This window comes from Geodermatophilus sp. SYSU D01045, assembly GCF_054050295.1.
In genome coordinates, this window is the sequence record NZ_JBJGZB010000016.1 from 24,056 (window position 1) to 43,239 (window position 19,184).

Annotated in this window: 19 protein-coding genes; 10 read left to right on the forward strand and 9 right to left on the reverse strand. The window is 77.0% G+C overall.

Going from position 1 to position 19,184, the window contains the following annotated elements:
* Window positions 1-45 precede the first annotated feature (45 nt).
* Together ACI798_RS14695 and ACI798_RS14700 are read left to right on the forward strand one after the other, a co-directional pair.
* Window positions 46-963: a haloalkane dehalogenase gene (locus tag ACI798_RS14695; protein WP_457048248.1), complete on the forward strand. Its 918-nt coding sequence runs from the start codon at window positions 46-48 to the stop codon at window positions 961-963.
* Window positions 964-974: 11 nt separating this feature from the next.
* Window positions 975-2,090, forward strand: a complete 1,116-nt coding sequence (locus ACI798_RS14700; RefSeq protein WP_456940339.1) for a class I SAM-dependent methyltransferase — start codon at window positions 975-977, stop codon at window positions 2,088-2,090.
* Window positions 2,091-2,102: 12 nt separating this feature from the next.
* Here the strand turns inward: ACI798_RS14700 and ACI798_RS14705 are convergent, their stop codons facing one another.
* Genes ACI798_RS14705 through uraD form a run of 5 tightly spaced genes read right to left on the reverse strand, consistent with a single transcriptional unit; the run spans window position 2,103 to window position 4,815 of the window.
* Entirely contained in the window at window positions 2,103-2,534 is a 432-nt protein-coding gene (locus tag ACI798_RS14705) for a GNAT family N-acetyltransferase (RefSeq protein ID WP_457048249.1), read from the reverse strand.
* Window positions 2,534-3,028, reverse strand: a complete 495-nt coding sequence (locus ACI798_RS14710) for a phosphoribosyltransferase (RefSeq protein WP_456940337.1) — start codon at window positions 3,026-3,028, stop codon at window positions 2,534-2,536. The genes ACI798_RS14705 and ACI798_RS14710 overlap by 1 nt, the downstream gene beginning before the upstream one ends.
* A 10-nt stretch (window positions 3,029-3,038) precedes the next feature.
* Window positions 3,039-3,944, reverse strand: a complete 906-nt coding sequence (gene pucL, locus ACI798_RS14715) for a factor-independent urate hydroxylase (RefSeq protein ID WP_457048250.1) — start codon at window positions 3,942-3,944, stop codon at window positions 3,039-3,041.
* Between the two features lie 56 nt (window positions 3,945-4,000).
* Window positions 4,001-4,318: a hydroxyisourate hydrolase gene (gene uraH / locus ACI798_RS14720; RefSeq protein ID WP_456940335.1), complete on the reverse strand. Its 318-nt coding sequence runs from the start codon at window positions 4,316-4,318 to the stop codon at window positions 4,001-4,003.
* Window positions 4,315-4,815, reverse strand: coding sequence for a 2-oxo-4-hydroxy-4-carboxy-5-ureidoimidazoline decarboxylase (uraD, locus tag ACI798_RS14725; RefSeq protein WP_456940334.1), 501 nt, complete (start codon window positions 4,813-4,815; stop codon window positions 4,315-4,317). The genes uraH and uraD overlap by 4 nt, the downstream gene beginning before the upstream one ends.
* Window positions 4,816-4,824: 9 nt before the next feature.
* Between uraD and aceB the strand changes: the two genes are divergently transcribed.
* The 5 genes from aceB to ACI798_RS14750 all read left to right on the forward strand — a co-directional run bounded on the left by aceB (window position 4,825) and on the right by ACI798_RS14750 (window position 14,442).
* Window positions 4,825-6,432: a malate synthase A gene (aceB, locus tag ACI798_RS14730; protein WP_457048251.1), complete on the forward strand. Its 1,608-nt coding sequence runs from the start codon at window positions 4,825-4,827 to the stop codon at window positions 6,430-6,432.
* A complete protein-coding gene (locus tag ACI798_RS14735; protein WP_457048252.1) occupies window positions 6,432-7,664 on the forward strand; it encodes a DUF6986 family protein in 1,233 nt (410 codons plus the stop codon). Before aceB ends, ACI798_RS14735 begins: the two co-directional genes overlap by 1 nt.
* A gap of 21 nt (window positions 7,665-7,685) precedes the next feature.
* Entirely contained in the window at window positions 7,686-12,734 is a 5,049-nt protein-coding gene (locus tag ACI798_RS14740; RefSeq protein WP_457048253.1) for a SpoIIE family protein phosphatase, read from the forward strand.
* 80 nt (window positions 12,735-12,814) lie between these two features.
* Window positions 12,815-13,906 carry an anti-sigma factor RsbA family regulatory protein gene (locus ACI798_RS14745; RefSeq protein WP_456940330.1) on the forward strand — a complete coding sequence of 364 codons (1,092 nt, stop codon included), beginning with the start codon at window positions 12,815-12,817 and terminating at the stop codon, window positions 13,904-13,906.
* A gap of 32 nt (window positions 13,907-13,938) precedes the next feature.
* Window positions 13,939-14,442 carry a MarR family winged helix-turn-helix transcriptional regulator gene (locus tag ACI798_RS14750; RefSeq protein WP_456940329.1) on the forward strand — a complete coding sequence of 168 codons (504 nt, stop codon included), beginning with the start codon at window positions 13,939-13,941 and terminating at the stop codon, window positions 14,440-14,442.
* Here ACI798_RS14750 and ACI798_RS14755 read toward each other — a convergent pair.
* Window positions 14,439-15,452 (reverse strand): ATP-dependent DNA ligase, encoded by a 1,014-nt coding sequence (locus tag ACI798_RS14755; RefSeq protein ID WP_457048254.1) that lies wholly within the window; start codon window positions 15,450-15,452, stop codon window positions 14,439-14,441. The two genes, ACI798_RS14750 and ACI798_RS14755, sit on opposite strands and share 4 nt — an antisense overlap.
* 239 nt (window positions 15,453-15,691) lie before the next feature.
* Between ACI798_RS14755 and ACI798_RS14760 the strand changes: the two genes are divergently transcribed.
* Window positions 15,692-16,264, forward strand: coding sequence for an NADPH-dependent FMN reductase (locus ACI798_RS14760; RefSeq protein ID WP_456940327.1), 573 nt, complete (start codon window positions 15,692-15,694; stop codon window positions 16,262-16,264).
* 65 nt (window positions 16,265-16,329) lie between these two features.
* Here the strand turns inward: ACI798_RS14760 and ACI798_RS14765 are convergent, their stop codons facing one another.
* Window positions 16,330-16,872: an NUDIX domain-containing protein gene (locus tag ACI798_RS14765; protein ID WP_456940326.1), complete on the reverse strand. Its 543-nt coding sequence runs from the start codon at window positions 16,870-16,872 to the stop codon at window positions 16,330-16,332.
* A gap of 46 nt (window positions 16,873-16,918) precedes the next feature.
* On the opposite strand from ACI798_RS14765, the gene ACI798_RS14770 reads away from it, so the two are divergent.
* A complete protein-coding gene (locus tag ACI798_RS14770; protein WP_456940325.1) occupies window positions 16,919-17,404 on the forward strand; it encodes a DnaJ family domain-containing protein in 486 nt (161 codons plus the stop codon).
* 77 nt (window positions 17,405-17,481) lie between these two features.
* Here the strand turns inward: ACI798_RS14770 and ACI798_RS14775 are convergent, their stop codons facing one another.
* Window positions 17,482-17,844 (reverse strand): nuclear transport factor 2 family protein, encoded by a 363-nt coding sequence (locus ACI798_RS14775; RefSeq protein WP_456940324.1) that lies wholly within the window; start codon window positions 17,842-17,844, stop codon window positions 17,482-17,484.
* 21 nt (window positions 17,845-17,865) lie between these two features.
* Entirely contained in the window at window positions 17,866-18,270 is a 405-nt protein-coding gene (locus tag ACI798_RS14780) for a hypothetical protein (RefSeq protein ID WP_456940323.1), read from the reverse strand.
* Between the two features lie 87 nt (window positions 18,271-18,357).
* Between ACI798_RS14780 and ACI798_RS14785 the strand changes: the two genes are divergently transcribed.
* Complete coding sequence (locus ACI798_RS14785; RefSeq protein ID WP_456940322.1) at window positions 18,358-19,173, forward strand: helix-turn-helix domain-containing protein; 816 nt, start codon at window positions 18,358-18,360, stop codon at window positions 19,171-19,173.
* The last annotated feature ends 11 nt before the right edge of the window (window positions 19,174-19,184 follow it).

Below are 19,184 nucleotides of genomic sequence, written 5' to 3' on the forward strand. Positions count from 1 at the left end.
GCCGCTGCACGTGCGCAGAGCTTCCACTGCCTCGGGAGGTCGGGAATGGACGTCGTCCGCACGCCGGAGGAGCGGTTCGCCGCGCTGCCGGACTTCCCGTACCCGCCCACGTACGTCACCTTCGACGGCGGGGACGGCACGCCGCTGCGGGTCGCGGTGGTCGACGTCGGCCCGGCCGGCGGCGAGGTCGTCGTCCTGCTGCACGGCGAGCCGTCCTGGTCCTTCCTCTGGCGGCACGTCATCCCGGAGCTCACCGCCGCCGGGCTGCGCGTCGTCGCCCCGGACCTGGTCGGCTTCGGCCGCTCCGACAAGCCCACCGACCCGGCCGCCTACAGCTACGCGGCGCACGTCGAGTGGATGCGCCAGGCGCTGTTCGAGGGCCTGGGCCTGGTCGGGGTCACGCTGGTCGGCCAGGACTGGGGCGGGCTGGTCGGCCTGCGCCTGGCGGCCGAGAACCCCGACCGGTTCGCGCGGCTCGTCGTCGCCAACACCGGCCTGCCCACCGGCGACGTCCCCATGAGCGAGGCGTTCCTCGCCTGGCAGCGGTTCGCCGCGACCGCGCGGGCCTTCGACGTCGGCCGGGTCGTGGCCAACGGCACGGTCACCGACCTGCCGCCCGAGGTGGTCGCCGCCTACGACGCGCCGTTCCCCGACGAGGCGTCCAAGGCCGGCGCCCGCGTCTTCCCGAGCCTGGTGCCGACGGCGCCCGACGACCCCGCCGCGGCCGCCAACCGCGCCGCGTGGGAGGTCCTCACCCGCTGGGAGAAGCCGCTGCTCACCGCGTTCTCCGACTCCGACCCGATCACCGGCGGCGGCGACCGCGTCTTCCAGCGGCTGGTGCCCGGCGCGCAGGGGATGCCGCACACGACCCTGCGCGGCGGCGGGCACTTCCTCCAGGAGGACGTCGGCCCGGAGCTGGGCCGGGTGGTCGCCTCGTTCGTCGCCGCCACCCCGGCCCGGTGAACCGGGCGGAGATGGCCATCTCTGCCGCCGAGGTCCTCGCGCAGCTGCGGCGGGAGCCCGACGTCGAGGCGCCGGACCTGGTCGCCGTCGACGCCACCGACCGGCTGCTGCTCGACACCGCGGAGGACCTGCCCCGGCAGCGGGTGGTCGTCGTCGACGACGCGTACGGCGCGCTCACCCTCGGCGCGGTCGCGGCCGGGGCACGCGACGTCCGGGTGGCCCAGGACCTGCTGGTCGGCGAGCGGGCGCTGGCCCTCAACGCCGGGCGCACCGGCCTGACCGGCACCTACCGGACCGGGGAACTGGACGCGGACCTGTTCGACGGCGCGACGCTCGTCCTCGCCCGCGCGCCCAAGGCCCTCGACGCGCTGCGCGAGCTGGCCGAGCTGGCCGCCGCCGCGGCCGCACCGGACGTCACCGTGCTCGTCGGCGGGCGGGTCAAGCACATGACGCTCGGCATGAACGACGTGCTCCGTGCCGGGTTCGGCGAGGTCTCGGCCACCCTCGCCCGGCAGAAGTCGCGGGTGCTCGTCGCCCGCGGGCCGCGGCCCGGCGTCACGCCGTCCTTCCCCCGCTGCCGGCACGACGACGCCCTCGGCCTCGACGTCTGCGCGCACGGCGCCGCGTTCGCCGGCGCCCGGGTCGACGAGGGCACCCGGCTGCTCGTCGCCGCGCTCGGGGACGCCGCCCCGGACGCGCGCACCGCCCTCGACCTCGGCTGCGGCACCGGCGTGCTCGCCGCCGTCCTCGCCCGCTCCCGGCCGGAGCTGGCGGTCACCGCCACCGACCAGTCGGCCGCCGCGGTCGCCTCCGCCCGGGCCACGCTCGCCCGCGCCGGGCTGGAGCGGGTGGCGGTCCTGCGCGACGACGCCGCCGCGACCGTGCCCGACGCCGGCGTGGACCTCGTCGTCTGCAACCCGCCGTTCCACCTCGGCGCCGCCGTCGTCACCGCCGCCGCCGACCGGCTGTTCGCCGCCGCGGCGCGGGTGCTGCGGCCGGGCGGGGAGCTGTGGGCGGTCTACAACAACCGGCTGCCGCACCGGGCGGCGCTGCGGCGGCTGGTCGGCCCGACCCGCGCGGCCGCGCACGACCGCCGGTTCACCGTCACGGTCTCCACCCGCCGCTGACGGCCGCGCCCGTCAGAGGGTGAGGACCAGGACCGGCTCGTCGTCGGCCATCTCGCCGGTGCGGACGAAGCCGAGCGAGCGGTAGAACGGCTCCGGGCCGCCCTCGCCGTCGACGACGCTCACCCGCAGCTCCGGCACGCCCTGCGCGCGCACGTACGCGGCCACCTGCTCGACCACCTGCCGGCCGACGCCACGGCCCTGCGCCGACGCGTCGACCATCAGCCGCCACAGCACGTGCCCGAGCTCCTCGGGGGAGTCCCAGAGCATCACGAAGCCGACCAGCCGCCCGTCGAGGCGCACCGCCCGGCACCACGCCTGTGGGTGGACGTACGCCTCGGCGATCGAGACGGCGTTGGGCGCCACCAGGTGCTCCTGGCCGGGGGCGACCCGCAGGCCGCAGACGACCCGCACATTCTCCGGGGTGAGCGGCTCCAGGACGACCATCAGTGCGCGGGGCGGGTGCTGCGCGTGCGCACCGGCGGCAGGGACGACCACGGGAAGTCGATCCAGCGGTCGGTGCGCCGCCACACGTAGTCGCAGCTGACCACCGAGCGCGGCTTCTCGTAGACGACCGCCGTCCGCACGTCGGAGACGTAGCCCGCGCAGAAGTCGCGGACCAGCTCCAGCGTCTTGCCGGTGTCGGCGACGTCGTCGGCGACCAGCACCCGCGCGCCGGTCAGGTCGACGGCGTCCAGCGTCGGCGGCAGCACCACCGGCAGCTCCAGCCGCTCGTCCACGCCGGTGTAGAACTCCACGTTCATCACGAACAGGTTCTTGACGTCGAGCGCGTAGCCCAGCGCCCCGCCGAGGAACAGCCCGCCGCGGGCGATCGACAGGATCAGGTCGGGCTCGAAGCCGTCGTCGGCGACCTGCTGGGCCAGCTCGCGGGCCGCGGTGCCGAACAGCTCGTAGGTCAGGACCTCGCGCTCGTCGCTCACGGCCCCCACCTCAGCAGAAGCCCGGCGTGCCCAGCCACGCGACCTCGGCGGGCGGGACGTCGTCGCGGAGGACGGCGCCCTCGATGAGCCCGTAGGGGCGGTCGTCGGCGTGGTAGACGACGGGGCGGTCCGGACCGGGGGTGTTGTCCAGGCCGTACGCCGAGAGGTCCTGCAGGAAGTGGTGCCGGTTCGGCATCGACATCCGCACCTCGGCGACGTCGGGGAAGGCCTCGAGCACCGCCTCGCCCATCCGGTACAGCGTCTGCTGCAGCGCGAGGGAGTGCGTGGCGGCGAACGCCTCGAGCAGCGTCGTCCGGACGCCGGCGAACACCGCGGACCAGTCGAGGTCGGCCGACGTGTACCGCCAGCGGGCGGTGACCGCGGTGGCGAGGATCCGGTCGCGGGTCTCGGCCAGGGTCGTGTACCGGTCGCGCGGGAAGCCCCGGAACTCCGAGCCGGTGGTCTTGAGGACGACGAGGTCGGACAGGCCGGCCAGCACGTGCGCGTCGTCCCCGTCCACGGTGACCACCGCCGTCCGCACCTCCCCGCCGGGCCGGCGGAACGCGTGGTCGTGCGCCTGCCCGCCGACGGCGATCCGCTCCCAGCCGTAGGACTCCAGGGCCACCCGGGCGCCGGTGATCCACCCGTAGGACCCGGCGAGGTGGCGGGCCAGCCGCAGGCCGAACGCCTCCGGGGAGCCGACGCCGTCGCGGGCGAAGGCGAACACGGTGTTCTTCTGCGCGTCGGTGGTCAGGACGTGCGCGTTGTCGCCCCGCGTGTGCGCGGCGGTGAAGTCCCCGCGCAGGCTGGTGCTGACGTTGAGGTCGACGAGCTCGTGCCGGGGGGAGCTGCGGTCGACCGCGACCACGCGGACCTCCGCCTTCCCGTACTGGTTGGGTCCGAGCACGATCGCCATGCGCGCAGCCTGCCGCACACCCGTTGCGCCGGTGTTGCACGTGGAACGTGGCGCGCCTAGCTCCCGCGGTAGGTGGAGTAGGCGAACGGGGAGAGCAGCAGCGGCACGTGGTGGTGCTCCGCGGGTGCGGTGACGGCGAAGGTCAGCGTCACCTCCGGCCAGAAGGCGTCCGCCCCGCGCCCGGCGAACCAGGGACCGGTGGCGAACACCAGCCGGTGCGGGCCGGCGACGGTGGCCTCCTCGGTCAGCCGGCAGCGGCCGTCGGCGTCGGTCGTGCCCTCGGCGAGCAGGTCGCCGCCCGCGAACAGCCGGACGGCGATGCCCGCGGCCGGCCGCCCCGCGACGGCGTCGAGCACGTGCGTGGAGATGCTCACGCGTCGACCAGTCCGCGCACCCGCAGCTCGCTGATCTGGGCCAGCTGCTCGACCACCTCGGCCCGCTCGGCGTCGTCGTCGTTGCCCAGCCGGCGGCGCAGCTCGGCGAGCACCTCCTCCGGCGACCGCCCGGCCGCGCGGATCAGGTAGACGTGCCCGAACCGCTCCTCGTAGGCGCGGTTGCCCTCGACGATCGCGGCGCGCGTGCCGTCGTCGGCGCCGCCCATCGAGCCCTGCTCGCGGCGGGACGCCGCAGCCTCGGCCGAGGAGCCCTCCACCCGGTCACCGATCCGCGGGTGCGCGACCAGCGCCAGCTGCACCTCGTCCCACGGCAGGGAGCGCGCCACCTCCCCGGCCCGGCGGACGAGGGTGTCGGCGTCGGGGAACGGGCGGCCGGCGACCAGCTCGGCGGCGAAGCGCGGTGCGGCGTTGCAGCCGCGCAGCGCCTCGACGGCGGCGTCGGCGGGCTCGCTGTTGAACTCGTCGAGGCGGGACACGGTGACAGGATGGCAGCCCGGCCGGCCGAGAAGAGGGTGCAGCTGATGAGCGACGTGCGCGTGGAGGGCCCCGACGTCGAGCGGTCCGGGGAGGTGCTGACCCCCGAGGCGCTGGAGTTCGTCGCCGACCTGCAGCGCCGGTTCGGCCCGCAGCGCGACGCCCTGCTCGCCGCCCGCGCCACCCGCCGCGCCGAGATCGCCGCCGCCCGCTGGCTGGACTTCCGCCCCGAGACGGCGGAGATCCGCGACGGCGACTGGCAGGTGCCCCCGCCGCCGCCCGGCCTGGTCGACCGCCGCGTCGAGATCACCGGCCCGACCGAGCCCAAGATGGCGGTCAACGCGCTCAACTGCGGCGCCGACGTCTGGCTCGCCGACCTCGAGGACGCCAACACCCCGCACTGGCACAACGTCGTCACGGGGCAGCTCGTGCTGCGCGACGCCGTCCGCCGGCAGCTCGCCTTCACCACGCCCGAGGGCCGGGAGTACCGGCTCCGCGAGGACGGCGACCTGCCGACGATCGTCCCGCGCCCGCGCGGCTGGCACCTGCCCGAGCGGCACCTGCTCGTCGACGGGCAGCCCGCCGTCGGCGCGCTGGTCGACGCCGGGCTGTACCTGTTCCACAACGCCGCCGAGCAGCTGTCCCGCGGCAGCGGCCCGTACCTCTACCTGCCGAAGATGGAGGGGCACCTCGAGGCCGCGCTCTGGAAGCTCGTCTTCGACCACGCCGAGCAGGTGCTGGGCCTCCCCGGGGGCTCCGTCCGCGCCACCATGCTCATCGAGACCATCCCGGCGGCGTTCGAGATGGAGGAGATGCTGCACGCGCTGGGCAGCCACGCCGCCGGCCTCAACGCCGGGCGCTGGGACTACCTGTTCAGCGTCATCAAGGTCTTCCGCGAGGCCGGGCCGGACTTCGTGCTGCCCGACCGGGCGGCGGTGACCATGACCGCGCCGATGATGCGGGCCTACACCGACCAGCTCGTCGCCGTCTGCCACCGCCGCGGCGCCATGGCGATCGGCGGCATGGCCGCGGCCATCCCCTCGCGGCGCGACGCCGAGGCCAACGAGCGGGCGCTGGCCAAGGTCCGCGAGGACAAGACCCGCGAGGCCGGCGACGGCTTCGACGGCTCCTGGGTGGCCCACCCCGACCTGGTGCCGGTCTGCCGGGAGGCCTTCGACGCCGTCCTGGGCGAGCGGCCCAACCAGCTCGACCGGCAGCGGCCCGAGGTGTCGGTGACCGCGGCGCAGCTGCTCGACGTCGCCGGGGTCCCGGGCGGGCGGACCATGGCCGGGCTGCGGGCCAACGTCGAGATCGCCGTCCGCTACCTGGCGGCGTGGCTGGGCGGCAGCGGCGCGGTCGGCATCCACGGCCTCATGGAGGACGCCGCCACCGCCGAGATCAGCCGCTCGCAGGTCTGGCAGTGGGTGCACGCCGGGGTGGAGCTCGACGCCGGCGAGACGGTGACCGGGGAGCTGGTGCGCCGCGTCGTCGCCGAGGAGGTCGAGGGCATCGGCGACCTGCCGCGCCTGGACGACGCCCGCCGGCTGTTCGAGCAGGTCGCGCTGGCCAACGACTTCCCCGACTTCCTCACGCTGCCCGCCTACGAGCTCGTCGACTGATGCTGGACGAAGGGATCTACGCCGAGCTGGACCGCCGCCTGGCCCCCGTCGACGCCGCCCGCGCGGCCGCGTACCCCGGCGAGCGGCCGGGCCGGCAGCCGGTGCACACCTGCTACGTGCCCGCCGACGCCGTCGTCCCGGGCCTGGCCGCCGCGTGGGGCGCCGCGGCGCTGGCCGCGCTCGACGAGCACGGCCTGCCCGACCTCGGGTACGACGCCGCGCTGCTCGAGCAGGTGCTGCCCCGGGTGCGCGCCAAGCTCGCCGCCGAGCCGGTCGAGGACCTGCGGGTCGACGCCGAGGACGGCTACCGCGGCCGGCCCGACGCCGAGGACGGCGACGTCGTGCGGGCGGCGGAGGCGGTGGCCGGGGACGTCGCCACGGGGACCGCGCCGCCGTCGGTCGGGATCCGGGCCAAGTCGCTGGAGGGCCCGACCCGCCGCCGCGGCGTCCGCTCCCTCGACCTGTTCCTCGGTTGCCTGGGAGCCAACAGCACGACGAAGGCGGTCGTCACCCTGCCCAAGGTGACCGACGTCGAGCAGGTGCGGGCGTTCCTGCCCGTGCTCGACGCGCTGGAGGCGGCGCACGGTGTCACGCTCGGCCTCGAGCTGCAGGTGGAGACGCCACAGGCGGTGCTCGGCGCCGACGGCGCGGTGACGCTGGCCCGGATGGTGCACGCGGCCGGCCTGCGGCTGACCGGCCTGCACCACGGCACCTACGACTACAGCGCGGCGCTGGGCATCGCGGCGGCGCACCAGTCCTCGGACCACCCGGCGCTCGACCTCGCCAAGCAGCTCATGCAGGTCGCCGTCGCCGGGACCGGCGCCCGGGCGGTCGACGGCTCCACCAACGTGCTGCCCGTCGGCTCCCGCGAGCAGGTGCACGCCGGCTGGCGGGTGCACGCCGGGCTGGTCCGGCGGGCGCTGGAGCGCGGCCTCCACCAGGGCTGGGACCTGCACCCGGCGCAGCTGGTCACGCGGTACGCGGCTACCTACGCCTTCTTCCGCGGCGCCCTGCCGGCCGCGGCGGCGCGGCTGGCCGCCTACGTCGAGCGGGTCGACGGCGGCGTGCTCGACGAGCCGGCCACCGCCCGCGCGCTGGCCGGGGTGGTGGTGCGCGGCCTGGACTGCGGCGCCGTCGACCCGGCCGAGGTGACCGCCGCCACCGGGCTGGACCGGGCGGCCCTCGACGCCCTGTCCGGGCGGGGCGCGGCGGGTGACAGGAGCAGCGCCTAGGCTGCCCTGCGTGGTGGCGCGGTGACCGAGGACGCGCTCCCCTCGCTGTTCTCCGGCGGTGGCGAGGTGGGCCGGGAGATGGCCGCCCGGGACTGGTCGGGCACGCCGTTCGGCCCGCCCGAGCGGTGGCCGTCGGCGCTGCGCAACCTCGTCCGGATCGTCCTGACGTCGCGGTTCTCGATGTGGGCCGCCTACGGCCCCGAGCTGACCGCGTTCTACAACGACGCCTACCAGCGCGACACCCTGCAGGGGAAGCACCCATGGGCGCTGGGCCGGCCGGCCCGCGAGATGTGGGCGGAGATCTGGGACGACATCGGTCCCCGGATCGAGTCGGTCCTCGCAACCGGCGTCGCCACCTGGGACGAGGACCTGCTGCTGTTCCTGGAGCGCAGCGGCTACCCGGAGGAGACCTACCACACCTTCTCCTACAGCCCCGTCGCCGACGACGACGGCCGCACGGCCGGGATGCTCTGCGTCGTCACCGAGAACACCGACCGGGTGCTGGCCGAGCGGCGGATGGCCAGCCTGCGCGACCTCGCGACGGCGGTGGCCGCGACGCGCACCGAGGCCGACGTGCTGGCCGCCGTCGGTGAGCAGCTCGCCCGCAACGACGCCGACCTGCCCTTCTCCGCCACCTACCTGGTCGACGAGGACGGCACCGCCCGGCTGGGCACCGCCACCGGGCTGACGCCGGGCTCGGCCGCGGCGCCGGGGACGCTCGCCGACGACGCGGTGTGGCCGCTGTCCCGGCTGCGCGCGGGCGAGCAGGTCGTCGTCGACGGCCTCGACCGCCTCCCCGGCCTGCCGACCGGCGCCTGGGGCCGCCCGCCGGAGCGGGCGCTGGCCGTGCCGATCTCCTCCCCGCTGCCCGACGCCGCCGGCATCGCCGGCTTCCTGGTCGTCGGCCTCAACCCGCACCGCGCCCTCGACGAGGCCTACACCGGCTTCCTCGAGCTGGTCGCCGGCCAGATCGCCTCGGGCCTGGCCAACGCGGGCAGCCACGCGGCCGAGCGGCGCCGCGCGGAGGCCCTCGCCGAGCTGGACCGCGCCAAGACCGACTTCTTCAGCAACGTCAGCCACGAGTTCCGCACGCCGCTGACGCTGATCATGGGGCCGGTCGCCGAGCTGCGGTCCTCCCCGGTGGCCTCGGCCGACCCGCGGGTGGCCGAGGAGCTCGAGGTCGTGGAGCGCAACGCGCTGCGGCTGCAGAAGCTGGTCAACACCCTGCTCGACTTCTCCCGCATCCAGGCCGGCCGGATCGACGCCCGGTTCGAGCCGGTCGACCTCGCCGCGACCACCGCGGAGCTGGCCAGCGTCTTCCGCTCCGCCGTCGACCGGGCCGGCCTGCGGCTCACCGTCGACACCCTGCCGCTGTCGCAGCCGGTGCACGTGGACCGGGACATGTGGGAGAAGGTCGTCCTCAACCTGCTCTCCAACGCCCTGAAGTTCACCTTCGCGGGCGGCATCACCGTGCGGCTGCGCGAGGACGACGGCGCCGCCGTCCTCACCGTCGCCGACACCGGCACCGGCATCGCCGCCGCGGAGCTGCCGCGGCTGTTCGAGCGGTTCTCCCGCGTCTCCGGCGCCCGCAGCCGGTCGGGGGAGGGCAGCGGCATCGGGCTGGCGATGGTGCGCGAGCTGGTCGGCCTGCACGGCGGGTCGATCGAGGTGGAGAGCGCGCCCGACGTCGGCACCGCCTTCACCGTCCGCGTGCCGCTGGGCACCGCGCACCTGCCCGCCGACCGCCTCGCCCCCGCTACGGCCGAGGCGCCGGCGATCTCGCCCGGCGCCACCCCGTTCGTCGCCGAGGCGCTGCGCTGGCTCCCGGGGGAGTCCGACGACGTCCCCGCGGCGGCCCCGGGCGCGCAGGGCGGCCGCGCCGGCCGGGTCCTGGTCGCCGACGACAACGCCGACATGCGCGACTACGTCGTGCGGCTGCTCGCGCCGCTGCACGAGGTCCGCGCGGTCGGCGACGGGCAGGCGGCGCTGGAGGCGGCCCTGGCCGACCCGCCGGACCTCGTCGTCAGCGACGTGATGATGCCGCGGCTGGACGGCATGCAGCTGCTGTCCGCGCTGCGCGCCGACGCCCGCACCTCCCGCGTGCCGGTGGTCCTGCTCTCCGCCCGCGCCGGCCAGGAGGCCGCCGTCGAGGGCCTGGCCGCGGGCGCCGACGACTACCTGGTCAAGCCGTTCTCCGCGCAGGAGCTGCTCGCCCGCGTCGACGCCCACCTGCAGCTCGGCCGCGCCCGCCGGGAGGCGGAGGAGCGGTTCACCACCATGGCCGACCTCGCGCCGGCGCTGATCTGGGTGGCCGGCGACGACGGCCGCCGGCAGTTCCTCAACGCCGGGTGGGCGGCGTTCACCGGCCGCGCCGTCGAGGAGGAGCTCGGCGAGGGCTGGCGGTCGGGGCTGCACCCGCAGGACGCGCCGCGCTACGCCGCCGTCGTGGACGCCGCGGTCGCGGCCGGGGAGGGCTGGGAGGTCGAGTTCCGGCTCCGCCGCGCCGACGGGGCCTTCCACTGGCTGCTCGAGCGCGCCGTGCCGATCGGGGGCACCGCCGGCGGCTGGGTGGGCAGCTGCACCGACATCAACGCGCGGTACCGGGAGACCGAGCGGCAGACCCTGCTCGCCGAGGTCGGCACCGCGCTGGACCGCGAGACCGAGGCCGAGCGGCAGCTGGCGGGCCTCGCGCGGCTGCTGGTCGACCGGCGGCTGGCCGACGTCTGCACCGTCCGGGTGGTCGGTGACGACGGGCGGCTGCGCTACGCCGGGCGCGCCGGCGCCGACGGCGACGTCCGCGCGGCGCTCGCCGGGTTGGAGCCGCACGGCGGGCTGGGCCGCGAGGTGCTCGAGACCGGGCGACCGGTGCTGCGGCCGCTCCTGTCCGGCGCCGGGGACGGCGGCGTCCGGCTGGACCTCCGCTCGGCGCTGGTCGTGCCGCTCACCGTCCGCGGCCGCGTGCGCGCGGTGCTGGCGATGGGCCGCCGCGACGACGCCCCGCCGTTCCACGAGGACGACCGCGCGCTGGCCGAGGAGATCGCCGCCCGGTCCGCGCTGGCCCTGGACAACGCCCTGCTGCTGGCCGACGAGCGGGCCACCGCCCGCCGGCTGGGGCTGCTGCAGCGCGTCACCGCCGAGCTGTCGGCCGCCACCACGCCGGTGGAGGTCGCCGAGGCGGCGGCCCGGCACGTCGAGGCCCTGACCGGCCGGGGCAGCTCCGTGGGCGTCTACGAGATCGACGACGCCCGGCGGGCGCTGCACCTGCTGTGGAGCGATGCCGCGGTCCGGGACGCGCAGCAGTGGTCGGAGATCCCGCTCAGCTCGTCGCTGGCGGTCACCCGGGCAGCCGCGGAGCGGCGGGCGGTGTGGATCGAGGACACCGCCGCCTCGCCGGACACCGCGCCCGCCCCGGGCGGGCCGGGCGCGGTGGTCGCGCTGCCGCTGCTGGTCGCCGGCCGCGTCGTCGGCGTCGTCGGTGTGGGCGTGCCGGTGGCCCAGCGGTTCCGGGCCGTGGAGCGGGGCATGCTGCTGGCCGTCGCCGAGCAGTGCGCCTCGGCGCTGGAGCGGGCTCGGCTCTACCGCGCCCAGCAGGACATCGCCTCCACGATCCAGCTCAGCCTGCTGCCCGCCGCGGTGCCCCGGCTGGAGCGGCTGGCCCTGTCCGCCGAGTACCTCCCCGGCGCTGCGGGCACCTCGGCCGGCGGCGACTGGTACGACGTCGTCGAGCTCGGCCGGGGCCGGGTGGCCATCGCCGTCGGTGACGTCGTCGGCCAGGGCCCGGCGGCCGCCGCCGTCATGGGGCAGCTGCGCAGCGCGCTGTCCACGGCGCTGCTGCAGGGCAGCTCCCCGGCGCAGGCGCTGGAGTTGCTGGACCGGTTCGCCGCGCGGCTGCCCGGCGCCCTCGCCTCGACGGCGGCCTGCCTGGTGCTCGACTGGGCCGCCGGCACCGTGCGGTGGGCCCGCGCCGGGCACCCGCCGCCGCTGCTGGTGACCGACGGCGCGGCGCGCTTCCTCGAGGAGGGCGCGGGCGCGGTCCTCGGCGCCCCGGGCCGGCGGCCCTACGCCGAGGGCAGCACCCTGATCACCCCGGGGACGACGCTGCTGCTGTACACCGACGGCCTGGTCGAGCGCCGCCGCGAGCCGCTGGACACCGGCCTGCGCCGTGTCGCCGACGCCGCCGCCCGGCTCTCCGACGTCGAGCCGTGCCGGCTGACCCGCGCGCTGCTGGCCGAGGTGCTCGACGACCACGCGCTCCCCGACGACGTCGCGGTCATCGCCGCCCGGCTGGTCCCGCCGCCGCTGCACGAGGTGCTGCCGGCCGACCCGTCCCGGCTGCGCGGGGTCCGGCGCAGCGTGACCGCCTGGGCGCGGGCGGCCGGGCTGAGCGGGGACTCCCTCGACGACCTGCAGCTGGCCCTCGGCGAGGCGCTGGCCAACGCCGTCGAGCACGCCTACGCCACCACCGCCGGCGAGGGCCGCTGCGAGTACCGGCTCGAGCGGACCGCCGACGGCAGCGTCGACGTCTGCGTGCGGGACGAGGGCGTGTGGCGCCCGGCGTCGGCCGACCGGGGGTACCGCGGCCGCGGGCTGGAGCTGATCACCGCGCTGGCCGACGACGTCGAGGTGGACCGCACCGTCGACGCGGGCGGAGGCGAGGGTGCGGGCACCACGGTGCGCTTCCGCTTCGTCCCGGCCGGACCCGGGCGGGGCGAGCCGGTGACCCGGCGCGCCGGCGCCCGCACCGACGCGGGCCCCGCCCGGCTGACCGTGGACCGGGGTCCCGGCGGCGTGCGGCTGGAGGTCGCCGGCGACGTCGACCTGGCCGCCACCCCGGTCCTGCGCGCCGAGGCGCTGCGGGCGCTCGACGACGTCACGGACGGGGCGCGGGTGGTGCTGGACCTGCGGCACGTGCCCTACCTGGCCAGCGCCGGCGTCGGCCTGGTGCTCGAGCTGCTCCGGCTGGCCGGGGAGCGCGGTGCGGTCTCCGAGGTGCGCACCGCGGAGGGCTCCGCGCCGACCCGCGTGCTCGTCCTCGCGGGGGTGCCGACCGTCCCGGTGCCCGCGCCGTAGTGGCGCCCGCCCACCCGTACGGGGGCGTACCGGGCACCCCGCGAGCGGGCTCCCCCCACCGTGCCCCACAATCGGGAGGGATGGGCCGGAGCAGTTCCGGACCGGAGGCGGTCGAGGGGCCAGTGGAACCTGGGACGGGGGCTCACGCCACGCGGGCGGAGTCGACGGGCGGCGCGGTGGCGCGGGCCTCGTCGACGCCCCCCTCCCGGTCGGCCTTCGCTCACAGCGCCGCGCTGGTCCGCGGGCCCGGTGAGGTGGTGGCCGTGGCCACCGCCTACCTGGACGAGGGCCTGAGCGCCGGGGACCTGTCGGTCCTCGCCTGCCCCCCGGAGACCGTCGCGGCCGTCCGCCGGGCGCTGGGCATGCGGTCCGGCGAGATCGAGGACGACCCGCGGATCTGCCTGGTCGGCGCCCGTGTGCCCGACGCCTTCGCCGTCATCCGCCGGCGCGTCGAGCACGCCGCCACCCGGGGTTCGGGCCGGCTGCGCATCCTCGCCGAGCCCCTGTACGGGACGCTCCCGCGGCGCTGGCGGGAGATCCTCCGGTACGAGGCGGCCTCCAACGCGCTGGTCGGTGACGCGCCGTTGACCTGCATGTGCGTCTACGACCGGGAGCGGGCCCCGGCCGAGGTCCTCGCGAACGCGCGGCACACCCATCCGGAGCTGTGGATGGGCGGGATGCGGGTCAGCAACTCCGAGTACCACGACCCGGTCGCCTCCCTGCACGAACTCGCCGCCGTCCGCGAGCCGGTGGAGGCCGGGGAGCCGGTGTACGCCGTCGACGGCGCACCGACGCTGGCCGGCCTGCGCGGGGAGCTGCGGCGGGTGTTCGCCGAGGTCGTCCCCGACGAGGACCAGCGCGCCGACCTCCACCTGGGCGTGAGCGAGGTGGCGGCCAACGCCTTCCGGCACGGGCGGCGGCCGATCTCCGCCCGCGTCTGGGCGGACCGCGACTCGCTGGTGGTGACGATCAGCGACTCCGGCACCGGCTTCGCGAGCCCGCTCGCGGGCTTCGTGCCGGCCCACGGCGACGACCTGGCCGCCGGGGGCATGGGCCTGTGGCTGGCCCGCAAGCTGTGGGACGCGGTGGACCTGGTGCCCGGCCCGGCGGGGCTCACCGTCCGGCTGGCCACCGGCCTGGACGAGCCCCCGGCGCGCCGCGGCGCGGCTTGACGCTGCCGTTGTCTCACTGCTGAGGTACCGGCGTGGAGGACGCGGTCGACCTCATCCTCGAGCAGTGGGCCCGGGAGCGTCCCGACCTCGACTGCTCACCGATGGGCGTCGTCGGCCGGATCACCCAGCTGCAGCGCGAGGTCCACCTCGCCCAGCGCGCCACCTTCGCCCGGCACGGGCTCGACGCGCCGTCCTTCGACGTCCTGGCCGCGCTCCGGCGCGCCGGGGAGCCCTACCAGCTGACGCCCACGGCGCTCATGCGCACCGCGCTGGTCACCTCGGGGGCGATCACCCAGCGGCTGGACCGGCTGGAGGAGCGGGGGCTGATCACCCGCACCCGGAGCGAGGCCGACGGGCGGGCCGTCGTCGTGACGCTGACGGACGCGGGGCGGGCCGCGCTCGACGCGGCGCTGCCGGACCACCTGGAGACCGAGCGCGGCCTGCTGGCCGGGCTGTCCGAGGAGGAGCTCGCGCAGCTGGCCTGCCTGCTGCGCCGGTTCCTCGTGACCCTGGGCCGGGTGCCGCAGCGGCCCTAGTCCGCGGGCGGCACGTCCGCGGGGCGGAGGTCGGGGCGGACCCGGACGAAGCGCAGCGGGTGCCGGAACACCCCGGCGGTGAGGGCGGCGTCCGCGCTGACCTCGACGACCGCGGTCGGCTGCACGCGGGTGAGCGCCACCGACAGCCGCCCGCCGCCGAAGCGGCCGGTGCCGATCCGCTCGGGCCAGGGGTGGTCGTCGCCGGCGGGGGTGAGGACGGCGGCGAGCTCGGCCGACTGCGCGGGGGAGAGGGGGCCGGTGCGGCCGACGACGACCAGCTCACCGTCCCGGTACCGGCCGGCCACCAGCTGGCTGGGGCGGTCGACCGGCCCGATGACGCCGCCGGCGAGCACCTCCGTCGTCTCCCAGCTCTTGACCTTCAGCCACTCCCGGCGCCCGCCCGCGTACCGGGTGGCCGCGCCCTTGGCGACCAGGCCCTCGACGCCGAGCGGGCGCAGGTCCGCGGCCCAGCCGCGGGCCTCCTCCGGGTCGGCGGTGACCGGCGAGAGCTGCAGGGGCGGCGCCCACCGCCGCGCGAGCTCCTCGAGGGCGGCACGGCGGCTGCGGAACGGCCGGCGGCGCTGGTCGGCGCCGCCCGCGGCGAGCAGGTCGAAGGCGACGTAGGAGGCGGGGTGTGCAGCGGCCAGCGCGGCCATCCGGGAGGGGGCGGTCACCATCCGGCGCTGCAGCAGCCCGAAGTCCAGCCGCTCGCCGTTCCAGACGACGGCCTCGCCGTCGAGGACCGTGCCGGCCGGGACCTGGGCGAGCGCGGCCGCGGCGAGGTCGGGGAAGCGGTCGGTGAGGTCGCGGCCCTGCTTGGACCACAGCCGGGTGCCGGCGCGGCCGCGGACGACCACCAGCCGGTAGCCGTCCCACTTGGGCTCGTAGCGGGAGCCGCCGGGCAGCGCGGCCGCGACCGGGAGGTCCCGCACCGGCCGGGCCAGCTCGACCGCGACCGGCCCGGCGAGGTCCGGGGGCAGGTCCGGCAGGCCGGGAGCGGTGAGCGGCACCGGGACAGCGTCGGGGCTGTACGCCCCCGGCGCAGGCTCCTGAGCTGCGAACTCACCCGTTCAGGGTGGGTCGCCACCCTCCGCGACGGCCTCGGCCGCAGGCACGGCCGGGGCCCGGCTGTCCAGGCACGATCGGGTCACGGCGTGCGGCGGGGGTCACCCGCGGTGGGGGAAGCGGGTGGCCGCCCCAACGGTTGAGTCCTCAACGAGTCGGTCCCGTCGTCGTCCCGGAGGTCCCGGTGTCCCGTCCCGTCCTGCAGGTCATCGCCGCCAGCACCCGTCCTGGCCGCCGGGGCATCGCCGTCGCCCGCTGGGTGCAGCGCCTGGCGCAGGAGCACGGCGGCTTCGACGTCGAGCTCGTCGACCTCGCCGAGGTGGGCCTGCCGGTGTTCGACGAGCCCGACCACCCGCGCCTGCAGCAGTACACCCACCAGCACACCAAGGACTGGAGCGCGACGGTCTCCCGCGCCGACGCGTTCGTCTTCGTGACCCCGGAGTACAACCACTCCTTCCCGGCGTCGCTCAAGAACGCGCTGGACTACCTGTCGGTCGAGTGGGCCGACAAGGCGGCCGGGCTGGTCACCTACGGCGGCGTCTCGGCGGGCCTGCGGGCGTCGTCGGCGGTCAAGCCGGTGCTCGCCGCGCTGCGGGTGCACACCGTCCCCGAGGCGATCTCGGTGCCGTTCTTCGCGCAGTTCCTCGACGACGAGGACGAGTTCGCGCCCAACGCCGAGCTCGAGGCCGGCGGCAAGGCGATGCTCGACGAGCTCGCCCGCGTCACCCCCGCGCTGCGCTCCCTCCGCGCCGCCTGAGGAAGGACCCCGCTGCCCCCCACCACTCGCGAGCTCGCGGCGGGCCCCTGCAGCAGGGCCGGGGGTCAGCTGCGGCCGAGCAGGAGCAGGGCCCAGGCGGCGAGTGAGGGGCCGTCGGTGAACCGGCCGTCGCACACCATCGCCCGCAGCTCGGCCTCGGGCACGAACGCCGCCACCATGTCGGCCTCGGTCACCTCGCGGGCGGTCGGGCCGGGCGTGAGGTCGGTGGCCAGCCAGACGTCGAACTCCTGGGTGGACAGCCCGGGCGCCAGGGCCGCGTGGCCGAGGTGCTCGAGCCGGCCGGCCCGCAGCCCCGTCTCCTCGGCGAGCTCGGCGCGGGCGAGTTCCTCCGCCGTCCCGCCGGTGCCCGCCGCCAGTGCCTCGGAGGACCAGGTCCCCTGGGGGAACTCCCAGGCGCGGCGGCCCAGCGGGTGGCGGAACTGCTCGACCAGCCAGAAGCCGTCCCGCTCGGCCGCGATCACGATGGCGAAGTCCGGCTTCTCGACGACGGAGTAGACGCCGGTGGAGCCGTCCACCCGCTCCACGGTGTCCTCGCGCACCCGGATCCACGGGTTGCGGTAGACCTCCCGGCTGCCCGTCGTCCGCATGCACGGCAGCCTCGCAGAGGCGGAGCATGGAGGTGGAGGTGGTGGGGTGACCCAGCGGAAGCCGCCCGGGGTGTCGTTCGAGACCTGGGTCGAGCGGCAGATCGGCCAGGCCCAGGACCGCGGCGACTTCACCGGGCTGCGCGGCGCCGGGAAGCCGCTCCCGGCCTTCGACCCGAACGAGACCGCCTACGACTGGGCGGTGGCCAAGGCCCGCCGCGAGGGCGTGGCGCCCGCGGACATGCTGCCGCCGGGCCTGGCGCTGCGCCGCGAGCGCGACGGGCTGCCCGCGCGGGTGGCCGCGCTGCCGTCGGAGGACGCCGTGCGCGCCGTCGCCGAGGACTACAACGCCCGGGTCGAGGCCTTCTGGCGGCGGCCGGCGGAGAGCCGCTGGTCGCCGGTGCCGGGCCTGGCCGACGTCGAGGCGCTCGTCGAGGGCTGGCGCCGCGACCGGCCGCCGTCCGCGCCCGAGCCGCCGGCCGCCGCGGCACCGGCCACGCCGCAGCGCCGCCGCTGGTGGCAGCGGCGGCGCTGAGCCCACCCGCGATCACGGCGCCGGGACCGTCCCGGACCCTCCGGCCGTGGTCACGGTGCCGTGATCGCGGTGTCGGTTCAGGCGGGGACCCGGTCGAGGAAGCCGAGCACGGTGCGGATGCGGCCGTCCCCGTCGGTGACGGCGACGTCGAACCCGGTGACCGGCGGCTCGGCGCCGTCCGGCCCGAGGTGCCACGTGAAACGCACCTGGCCGTGGTGGGCGTCGGCCGGGCCGGCGAGCCGGAAGACGAAGCCCGGGAACTGCGCGTGGACGGCGGCGATGGTCGCGTCCAGCCCGTCGCGGCCGGCGACGTCGGCCAGCGGGTCGGTGTAGGTGACGTCCTCGGTGAACAGCGCCTCGACCAGCGCCCGCCGCGCGGCGGGGTCGGTCTCGTTCCAGGCGGCGAGGTAGCGGTCGGCGAGGGCGGGGGTGGCGGTCACGGCGGTCTCTCCTTCGTGGGGTCAGCGGGTGCGGAGGGCGGTGAGCTGCAGGGCGGCGAACCCGGCGACGACGGCGGCCTGGAGCAGCACCCAGACCGTCCCGGCGGCGGTGAGGTCGAAGCGGCCGGCGACGACGGCGGCGACGCTGCCGACGGCCCACAGCGCGTTGGCGCCGACGACGACCTCCGTGGCGCCCCGCGGGACGTGCGGGCGGGCGGCGACGAGCGCGACCCCGGCGGCGAAGACGGCGAGGAAGGCGCCCAGCCCGCGCAGCACCCCGGCGGGGACGCCCAGCAGGTCGGACAGCAGGGGTGCGGCGGCCAGGTAGGCCAGGCCGTTGGCACCGGTGACGACGGCGTCCAGGCGCAGCGCCACGCGGAGCAGGTCGGGGGGACGGCGGGTGGGGGCGGTGGCGGTGTTCGTCATGGCGCAGACGCTCCCGCCGCCGGGGAAGGGCGTCGATTACCTCGCGGGTAGGCGACGGGCGGCGCGGTCGTCGCTAGCGTCCGCGCCGTGACCACCGCGGTGCGCCCGGACGTCGGGGAACTGCTGCGCGGCTGGCGGCAGCGCCGCCGGCTGTCCCAGCTGGACCTGGCCAACGACGCCGGGGTCTCCGCCCGGCACCTGAGCTTCCTGGAGACCGGCCGGTCGCGGCCGAGCCGGGAGATGGTGCTGCGGCTGGCCGAGCGGCTGGAGGTGCCGCTGCGCGAGCGCAACGACCTGCTGCTGGCCGCCGGCTTCGCCCCCGCCTACGGCCGCCGGGGCCTGGACTCCCCGGACATGGCCGCGGTCACCCGGGCGCTGGACCTGGTGCTCGCCGCGTACGAGCCCTTCCCGGCGCTGGTGGTCGACCGGTCGTGGGAGCTGGTGACGGCGAACACGAGCGTGGCGCCGCTGCTCGACGGCGCCGCCGCGCACCTGCTGGAGCCGCCGGTCAACGTGCTGCGGCTGAGCCTGCACCCCGAGGGGCTGGCGCCGCGGATCGTCAACCTGCCGCAGTGGCGGGCGCACGTCCTGCACCGGCTGGGCCGCGAGGCGCACCTGACCGGCGATCCGCAGCTCGCCGCCCTGCACCGCGAGCTGGCCGCGCTGCCCGGCGGCACCGACCGCTCGACGCCCGACGGCATCGCCGTGCCGCTGCGGCTCCGCGCCGGCGACGTGGTGCTGTCGTTCCTCAGCACGGTGACCACCTTCGGCACCGCCGTCGACCTCACCGCGGCCGAGCTGTCGGTCGAGGCGTTCCTGCCCGCCGACGAGGCCACCGCCGCGGCCCTGCGCGCCCCGTTCACCGGCGGCGAACCCGCGCCTGCCCGGGCGGCGGCGGGGTAGGGGCCCCTCGT

Excerpts from the sequence above, each read along its gene's own strand:
- pucL (WP_457048250.1), bottom strand. The coding sequence starts at position 3,944 with ATGGCGATCGTGCTCGGACCCAACCAGTACGGGAAGGCGGAGGTCCGC.
- ACI798_RS14700 (WP_456940339.1), top strand. The coding sequence starts at position 975 with ATGGCCATCTCTGCCGCCGAGGTCCTCGCGCAGCTGCGGCGGGAGCCC.
- ACI798_RS14745 (WP_456940330.1), top strand. The coding sequence starts at position 12,815 with ATGGGCCGGAGCAGTTCCGGACCGGAGGCGGTCGAGGGGCCAGTGGAA.
- ACI798_RS14695 (WP_457048248.1), top strand. The coding sequence starts at position 46 with ATGGACGTCGTCCGCACGCCGGAGGAGCGGTTCGCCGCGCTGCCGGAC.
- ACI798_RS14735 (WP_457048252.1), top strand. The coding sequence starts at position 6,432 with ATGCTGGACGAAGGGATCTACGCCGAGCTGGACCGCCGCCTGGCCCCC.
- aceB (WP_457048251.1), top strand. The coding sequence starts at position 4,825 with ATGGCAGCCCGGCCGGCCGAGAAGAGGGTGCAGCTGATGAGCGACGTG.
- ACI798_RS14765 (WP_456940326.1), bottom strand. The coding sequence starts at position 16,872 with ATGCGGACGACGGGCAGCCGGGAGGTCTACCGCAACCCGTGGATCCGG.
- ACI798_RS14705 (WP_457048249.1), bottom strand. The coding sequence starts at position 2,534 with ATGGTCGTCCTGGAGCCGCTCACCCCGGAGAATGTGCGGGTCGTCTGC.
- ACI798_RS14780 (WP_456940323.1), bottom strand. The coding sequence starts at position 18,270 with ATGACGAACACCGCCACCGCCCCCACCCGCCGTCCCCCCGACCTGCTC.